6 protein-coding genes are annotated in these 6299 nt (G+C 68.7%); 3 read left to right on the forward strand and 3 right to left on the reverse strand.

Going from position 1 to position 6299, the window contains the following annotated elements; genetic code table 11:
• The first annotated feature begins 182 nt into the window (after positions 1-182).
• Positions 183-1130 carry a glutathione synthase gene (gene gshB / locus AAC997_RS18030; RefSeq protein WP_340647088.1) on the forward strand — a complete coding sequence of 316 codons (948 nt, stop codon included), beginning with the start codon at positions 183-185 and terminating at the stop codon, positions 1128-1130.
• Between the two features lie 135 nt (positions 1131-1265).
• On the forward strand, positions 1266-2801 hold the full coding sequence (locus tag AAC997_RS18035; protein WP_340647089.1) for a YifB family Mg chelatase-like AAA ATPase: 1536 nt from the start codon (positions 1266-1268) through the stop codon (positions 2799-2801).
• Here AAC997_RS18035 and AAC997_RS18040 read toward each other — a convergent pair.
• The 3 genes from AAC997_RS18040 to AAC997_RS18050 all read right to left on the reverse strand — a co-directional run bounded on the left by AAC997_RS18040 (position 2784) and on the right by AAC997_RS18050 (position 4176).
• Complete coding sequence (locus AAC997_RS18040; protein ID WP_340647090.1) at positions 2784-3212, reverse strand: hypothetical protein; 429 nt, start codon at positions 3210-3212, stop codon at positions 2784-2786. The genes AAC997_RS18035 and AAC997_RS18040 overlap by 18 nt on opposite strands.
• A gap of 72 nt (positions 3213-3284) precedes the next feature.
• Positions 3285-3635 (reverse strand): hypothetical protein, encoded by a 351-nt coding sequence (locus AAC997_RS18045; RefSeq protein WP_340647091.1) that lies wholly within the window; start codon positions 3633-3635, stop codon positions 3285-3287.
• Between the two features lie 175 nt (positions 3636-3810).
• Complete coding sequence (locus AAC997_RS18050; protein WP_340647092.1) at positions 3811-4176, reverse strand: hypothetical protein; 366 nt, start codon at positions 4174-4176, stop codon at positions 3811-3813.
• Between the two features lie 540 nt (positions 4177-4716).
• Here AAC997_RS18050 and AAC997_RS18055 point away from each other — a divergent pair.
• Positions 4717-6213, forward strand: coding sequence for a response regulator (locus AAC997_RS18055; protein WP_340647093.1), 1497 nt, complete (start codon positions 4717-4719; stop codon positions 6211-6213).
• Positions 6214-6299 lie beyond the last annotated feature (86 nt).

The following is a 6299-nucleotide window of genomic DNA, read 5'->3' on the forward strand; positions in this document are numbered from 1 at the left end:
GGCCAGGGTGCGCTCGCCGGCGCCCTGCAGGCCCTGGCCCAGGCCTCGACCCTGGACGGCGGCGCGGCCCTGGCCGCCCGCGCCCACCGCGAACGCGTGCGGCTGCAACTCAACTAAGCAGCGCTGGCGCATCGGCCATCTCCGACCTATCTGAACCCTTCAGCTTGTAAGGAAGTCCGCCCATGTCCCTGAAGGTCGCCGTGCAGATGGACCCCCTGGAGGGGATCAATATCGAAGGCGATACGACCTTCCTGATGATGCAGTCGGCCCAGGAACGAGGCCACAGCCTTTGGGTCTACACCCCCGACCGCATGGCGCTGGAAAGCGGCCGGCTCTTCGCCAAGGGTCGCTCTGTCACCGTCCAGCCGGTGAAGGGAAACCACGCGGCGTTCGGGCCCTGGGAGACCCGCGACCTGTCGGAGTTCGACGTCGTCCTGCTGCGCCAGGACCCACCCTTCGACATGGCCTACATCACCTCGACCCATTTCCTGGACGCCATCCATCCGAAGACCCTGGTGGTGAACAACCCCACCGAGGTGCGCAACGCGCCGGAAAAGCTGTTCGTCACCACCTTCCCTGGCGTGCAGCCCCCGACCCTGATCACTTCCGATATCGAGGCGATCTACGCCTTCCGGGCCCAGCAGGGGGATATCGTGTTGAAGCCGCTGAACGGGGCCGGCGGCTCGGGCGTGGCCCGGCTGCTGGCCGACGACCCCAATCTCGACGCCATGCTCGATCTGCACCGGATGATCAGCCGCGAGCCAGTGATCGCCCAGAAGTTCGTGCCGGCCGTGGTGAAGGGCGACAAGCGCATCCTGCTGGTGGACGGCGAGCCCGTCGGCGCCATCAACCGCGTGCCCAGCGCCGGCCAGATTCGCTCGAACCTGGCGGTGGGGGGCCGCGCCGAGGCGGTGGAACTGACCGCCCGCGACAAGGAATTGTGCGGAATCATCGGGCCGGAACTGAAACGCCGGGGCCTGATGTTCGTCGGTATCGACGTGATCGGCGACTACCTTACCGAGATCAATGTGACGTCACCCACGGGGGCGGTCGCCTTGAAAAAGTTCACCGGCGTCGACGCGACAGTTCTGCTTTGGGAACGCGTTGAAGCGATTCGCGCCGCGGTCTAGCTTGTGAGATGAGAAGAGTGGTCTAGGGCACGGAAACCCCTCATCTTCTCTATAGGTTCCTTTTTTGTTCTTGATCCGACCCGCCCGGCGTGCTGGGGTTGTGGATAAAACATGCTCAAACCGGGGACATGAGCCATGGCTGCACGGGTCGTCACGCTTGCGTTTCAAGGGGTTGAGGCCCGGCGGGTCGATGTCGAGGTCCAGCTCACCGGCGGCGAGTTCGCCTTCATTGTCGTCGGTTTGGGCGACAAGGCGGTGGGCGAGAGTCGTGAACGGGTGCGGGCGGCCTTTTCCGGCCTTGGCCTGTCGCTTCCGGGCAAGCGGATCATCGTCAACCTCGCCCCCGCCGACCTCCCCAAGGAGGGCAGCCACTATGACCTGCCCATCGCGCTCGCCGTCATGGCCGCCATGGGGGTCATTCCCCCCGATCGCCTCACCGAATGGGCGGCCATGGGGGAGCTTTCCCTCGACGGTCGCATCGTCCAGGTCGCCGGCGCTCTGCCCGCTTCGGTCGCGGCCGGCGCCCTGGGTCTGGGCCTGATCTGCCCGGAAGCCTGCGGGGCCGAGGCCGCCTGGGCCGGCGACACGCAGGTCCTGGCCGCGCCGTCGTTGATCTCCCTGGTGAACCATTTCCGCGGGACCCAGATGCTGGCGCCGCCCAAGCCGGGCGCGATCCTCGACGGTGATCGGGTTCCGGACCTCAAGGACGTGAAGGGTCAGGAGAACGCCAAGCGCGCTCTGGAGATCGCCGCGGCCGGCGGTCACAATCTCTCCCTCACAGGGCCGCCGGGGTCGGGCAAGTCGATGATGGCCGCCCGACTGCCGGGCCTGCTGCCACCGTTATCGCCCGCCGAGCTGCTGGAAACCTCGATGATCCACTCGGTGGCCGGACTGATCGCCAAGGGCGAGTTGACCCGCGCGCGGCCGTTCCGCACCCCGCACCATTCGGCCACCATGGCCGCGCTGACCGGCGGCGGCGTCCGCGTGAAGCCCGGTGAAGTCTCCCTGGCCCATAACGGCGTGCTGTTCCTGGATGAGCTGCCGGAGTTCAGCGCCCAGGCCTTGGACAGCCTGCGCCAGCCCCTTGAGACCGGCGAAGTGGTGGTGGCCCGCGCCAACGCCCACGTCCGGTATCCGGCCCGTTTCCAACTGGTGGCCGCCCAGAACCCCTGCAAGTGCGGCCACGGCGGCCCCGGACGCGGCGCCTGCGGTCGGGCCCCCCGCTGCCAGACCGACTATCAGATGAAGGTCTCCGGGCCGTTCCTCGATCGCATCGATCTGCAGATCGACGTGCCGGCGGTGAGCGCCGCCGACCTGGCCATGCCCGCGCCGACCGAAGGCACCGCAGAGGCCGCCGCCCGCGTAGCCCAGGCCCGTGACCTGGCCTCCGAACGGGCCGTGAAATCTGGCCATGAGCGCGCCGCGCCGATCAATGCGCGGGCCGAGGGCGAGTGGCTCGAGACCATCGCCGACCTCGATCCTCAGGCCAAGGCCCTGCTGGCCAAGGCCGCCGAGGCCAATGGCCTGACCGCCCGGGGCTGGACCCGCACCCTGCGCCTGGCCCGCACCATCGCCGACCTGGAGGGCGCGGGATCGATCAAGCGGGTCCATGTCGCAGAGGCGCTGATCTATCGCCGAGCCGGGACACCGGGCCTAAGCGCGGTCAGCTAACCGCCGCTCGCGGCGCCGGTTCCAGGCGCCCACGGCCAGGGCGCCCAGCACCAGATAACTCCAGATCACCAGACCCCTGAAATAGGCCAGGGTGCGGACTCCCGGATCGACGGCGATGGCGATGTGGGTGATGACCGCCAGCAACTGGAAAGCCGCGGCGAACAGCAGCCAAGTTCGGTCGGTGGTGACCGCGAACCAGACCAGGATCGCAAGGAACATCAGGTCCACAGCGAAGACCCCCCACTGCGGGTCCAGAAGGTTGGTGCGATAGGTCAGCGGGGTGAGAATCCAGGCCGCCAGATTGGCGATGGCGATGATCCGCTCCGGCCGCCCCCCGCGCCAAAGGGCGAAGCCTGAGACCAGCAGCATCAGGATCGTCCAGGTCTGTTGGGCGAAGGTGGCGAAGACCAAGAGTATCGAACCCCTGCGATCAAGTCAGGGGCCCGATACTGTCAGAAGCCGCTGGTTCTCGGTAGCGGTGGATCAGGCCGCGCGATCGGCCTTGGCCACAGGGCGAAGATCTGCGGTCATCTGGGGCTTGGGCAGGGAATCGCCGTACATCACCGCCCCCAGACCCATCTGCTTCTGGGCGATGCTGAGTTCCATATGGGTTTCGCAGATGGCGCGCCGCGCGGTGGCCAGGGCGGCGAACGCCTCGCCGGCCCGCTCCACGGCGCCCTGGCCGATCAGGGCCGAGATGCCGGCCTCGGTCCGCAGGCCGGGCATGATGCCGGCCAGAGCGGCGGCCTTGGCGAGCGCCAGATCAATCGCGGCTTCGGCTTCGAAGAGGCTGGCGGCGACTTGATCGGCCACCAGGCGGCGTTGCTTGAGCATGAGGGATCTCCTGCGCGCCGGGGAATCCTGGCGCGTTGCGGTTTCTGAAAATGTCGGGTCGTTGGGTTGAGCTAGGCGAGCTCTTGCAGGGCGTGGAGACCGGCCAGAACCGCCCCGAAGGCCAGGGCGGACACGATGGCGATCAGGCCGATCAGCGCCAGACGAAGGGCGGGGCTTAGGGCGTTTCGGCCGATCGCTCCGGAGGCGGCTGAAAGCCCTCGTCCAAAAGCGCCCAGGTCATGCACAGGATTTCGCGCAGGACCATTTCCGGCGGCTTGAACCGGGACATCTTCCGGGTCGCCGAGACCAGGTCGCGGGCCATCTCCGCCTTCACCTGGCAGCCCGCCAGGTCGGCGAGCTGGCGTTCCAGCTGCGTCCAGGTGAAGCCCGGCGCGGGCGGATCCTCCACCGGCGTCTCGGACCAGCGCGCCTGGAAGGCTTCCACCTCCCCGCGCAGCCGCATCACCCGGTTCACCGCCGCCCTCTGCTCCCGGCCTTCCCAGTCCGGCTGGGACGGGTCCACCTCGAGCAGCGCTTTCATCCAATCGGCCATCGGCCTGTTCTCCCGTGTCGCCCCGAGAAGGCGCTGCGGGAGGGCGGCTGTCTGTCCTGATCGGGTCCTGTCCTGACGCGATCAGGACACGCGGGTCACGGTCATAATCCGCCAGCCGGCGGGCGGCGGTGTAGCGGTCGTCGACCCCCAGCTTGCGGCGAGCCCGGTCGCAATAGGTGTCGACAGAGGTCTTCGACATGCCCAGCTCTCGGGCGATCTGCTTTGAGCTCAGATGTCTGTCCACGAGGCGAAGACATTCCCGCTCGCGCGGCGTCAGAAGTTCGACGGGATCTTCGGTCATAACCTGCGCTCGCGCATAAGCTGGGTAGTTAACGGTCCACGCGGAGCTTCGTCCAGCCGTAACGGCCATGCTGATGCAGTTTCGCTTACGGTTCAGGCGCTTGCGCCGTCTCGGCGCCCTCTGAAGACCCGCGTTCGTCCACACCAAAAGGTTGTAGTTCGATGCGAAGTCAGGCCGGTCGGATCGCTTGACCGCCCGTTAAGCCGCCGGCGCCTAAGCTCGTCGCCATGACCCGCAAGACCCCGACACCCACCCTTCCCGACGCCCGCGTCAGCGCCGAGCAACTCGCCTCGCTCAGCCATGAGTTCCGCACCCCGCTGAACGGGGTGCTGGGCATGGCGCGTCTGCTGGAAGGCACGGGCCTCACCGCCGAGCAGCGGGCCTATGTTTCAGCCTTGCGCGATTCCGGCGAGCACCTGCTCAGCCTGGTCAATGACGTCCTCGACTTCGCCAAGCTGGGCGCCGACAAGATCGAGTTGCACCCGGCCACCATGGACGTCGAGGGTCTGCTGCGCTCGGTCAGCGAACTGCTGTCGCCCCGCGCCCAGGAAAAGGGCCTGGAGATCGCCTGGGCCGCCCCCACCGGCATCGGCCAGGCCCTGGCCGACGAGGGCCGCCTGCGCCAGATTCTGCTCAACTTCGCCGGCAACGCCGTGAAGTTCACGGAAAGCGGCGGCGTCCTGCTGACCGTCACCGAGCGCGACGGTTCGCGTCTGCGCTTCAGCGTCTCCGACACCGGGCCCGGAGTCACCCAGGCCGCCCGGGAAAAGATCTTCGAGGCCTTCGCCCAGGCCGACCCTTCCTATGACGGCGCGCAGCTCGGCGGGGCGGGACTGGGCCTGGCCATCGCCCGCAAGCTGGCCGCCGCCATGGACGGCGAGGTCGGCGTGGAAGACGCCCCCGGGGGCGGCGCACTGTTCTGGTTCGAAGCCGCCTTCCCGCGCCTGACCACGCTGGGCGAAGCCCCCCTGGCGGGCCGCACAGTCGGGGTGCTGTCCCCCAATCCCGTGGTCTGCGAGGCCGCGCGCCGTCAGGTCGAGGCGGCCGGCGGCAAGGCCCTGATGGGGGAAGGCAAGCAAGCCCAGGTCCTGCTGGTGGACCATGCGCTGGCCCCGTCCTGCCCGCCGGACGCCCGTCCCGCCATCATCCTGCTGCCGCCGAACGAGCGGGCCCGCATCGAGACCTACCGGGCCCAGGGCTTCGCCGGCTACCTGATCAAGCCCCTACGCCGCGCCTCCCTGGCCGAACGCGTCCTGGCGGTGCTGGGCGAGGACACGCAACGCAGCGATGGGGTCGAAGACGAACGGATCGCCCCGGCCATGGCGCCCGGCGTCCGGGTGCTGCTGGTGGAGGACAACGCCATCAACGCCCTGCTGGCCCGCACCCTGCTGGCCCGCGAGGGTTGCAAGGTTGACCATGCCGGCGGCGGCGAGGACGCCATGGCGGCGCTGAAGGTCGGCCGCTACGACCTGATCCTGATGGACATGCGCATGCCCGGCATGTCGGGCCTGGACGCCACCCGGGCCCTGCGCGCCGCCGGTCTGGACACCCCGGTGGTGGCGCTTACCGCCAACGCCTTCGAGGACGACCGGCACGCCTGTCTGGCGGCGGGCATGAACGACTTCCTGGTCAAGCCCCTGGCGCCCGACGCCCTGCGCGGGATCCTGGCCCGGCTGACCCGCGGCGGCTGGACGGAAACGACGGCGCGCGCCAAGGTCGGCTGAGCCTGGGCAGCCCCCGGCTGCCGATCTCGGGGAAGGCCGCCATGACCATCGAAGCCGCGCCGAAACGCAGCGCCTGGAGCGCCATC

Origin of the sequence: Phenylobacterium sp. (assembly GCF_037968635.1) — a bacterium.
Classification (GTDB): domain Bacteria; phylum Pseudomonadota; class Alphaproteobacteria; order Caulobacterales; family Caulobacteraceae; genus Phenylobacterium.